The following is a 1,525-nucleotide window of genomic DNA, read 5'->3' on the forward strand; positions in this document are numbered from 1 at the left end:
GACGCCGCTCGCGCAGTCGGCGCGCGCGAGCCTGGCCGCGAGGCTCGCTCCGCGGCGGCCCGGGTGGTACAGGCTGCACCTCGCGGGCCGTCCCACGCTCGCGAGGCTGCCGGAGCGGCATCAGCAGGACGCGGAGGACGCCCACGAGCGCGGCCTCTGCCGGGCCAGGGTCGACTTCGTCGACGAGCCCGGGCACCCCTGCCACGGCTCGCGCTGCACGCGGCCCGCCGTCGCGCTGCGGCAGGACGCGCTGGTCGGCGACTACGCATTCGTCGGCCGGGCGGGCGTCTCCGGCGTCAAGAGGGCGCGCGACCCCGAGGCAGCGCCGCCGTACGTCCGGCGGATCAACGCCTACCTGTTCGAATGCAGAGAAGTCAAGGGCGTGCCGGGGCTGCTCATCGAGCCCGACACCACCCGGCCGCTCTCCGCGCTCAACGACGCGCGGAGCACGGGCCGCGCGGCCAACGCGCGTGCGGTCGACCTCGTGCACACCGACGGCCGGCGCACCGTCGCGATCTTCACGCTCGAGCCGGTCAGCGCCGTCGACGAGCTGACGATCGACTACGGGAAGTACTACTGGAAGTTCCACGCCGCCATGGCCGCCGAGTGGGCCAAGGAGCTCGGGCGGCGGCCGGGGGGAGCCATGCTGGTGACGGCGCCGCCGTAGGCGCATTGGCCGCCTTCGGCGGCCACTCCTCGGGGTGGCCGCTTCGCGTGGATGGCCGCCAGATGCTGGGTGTGCTCCGGTTGGGTGTGCTCCGGTTGGGTGTGCTCCGGTTGGGTGTACTGCGAATATATTTTTACAGCGACGGAGACCATCGTTTTGCATTTCATGTGGACGAATCTGTGGATGGGATGGAAAAACTGCACCCACTATGGGGATTTACAATACATGGAGCGAAATGATCGACGGTGTCGCCAAAATGTGTGTCGTTGCGTGGAGAAACTGTAGTTCATACACCCATCCATTTCGAAGTTGGGAAGTTGTAGTTGTCCACCGCAAGCGCCTGCTCCTTGGCGTCGTGCGCCGCGAGGAGCACCTCGACGCAGCCCAGGTGCCCTCCGAGGGCGGCCGCCATCATCGTGCGCAGCCAGGAGGTACCTGACGCAATCGTGGTGCCCTCCGATGGCGGCCGCCGTCAATGCCGTGAAACCGTATTGCGTGCTGGATGTCCCCACGGCTGACCACGTGTGGGACATCCTGGCCGGCCCCCTTCGGGGACGGCCTGCTTTCAAATCAATAGACTAGATATATTGACAATGTACACCGTTTCGTAATGTTTTGTGAACACCCAGCCCCCCCCCAGCAAGAGTGGAACAGAACAAAAACCAAACCCTTTTGAAATCAGAAATCATCAAATATCCGGCCACAGCGACAAGAAATCCCTGCACAAACATCAGGCCACCAATACTCAGATCAGCTGCATCGACGTGAGCGCAGTCAGGCTCCGGAGCGCGGTGGCCAGGGCGGCGCCTTCTGCGCCCATGTTGTTGCAGATCAGGTTCAGCGATGTGAGAGCAGTCA

General features: G+C 64.9%; 2 protein-coding genes. One reads left to right on the forward strand and one right to left on the reverse strand.

The features are described from left to right. The coding region (locus QZY44_RS31090; protein ID WP_295456780.1) for a hypothetical protein at positions 1-667 on the forward strand (667 nt) is incomplete at its 5' end. Between the two features lie 206 nt (positions 668-873). Here the strand turns inward: QZY44_RS31090 and QZY44_RS36040 are convergent. Then, the gene (locus tag QZY44_RS36040; RefSeq protein ID WP_365305655.1) at positions 874-1,200 is read right to left on the reverse strand and encodes a hypothetical protein; all 327 of its coding nucleotides are present in this window, start codon (positions 1,198-1,200) and stop codon (positions 874-876) included. Positions 1,201-1,525 lie beyond the last annotated feature (325 nt).

It is taken from the genome of uncultured Thiodictyon sp., assembly GCA_903837595.1.
GTDB lineage: Bacteria > Pseudomonadota > Gammaproteobacteria > Chromatiales > Chromatiaceae > Thiodictyon.

Excerpts from the sequence above, each read along its gene's own strand:
- QZY44_RS36040 (WP_365305655.1), bottom strand. The coding sequence starts at position 1,200 with ATGTCCCACACGTGGTCAGCCGTGGGGACATCCAGCACGCAATACGGT.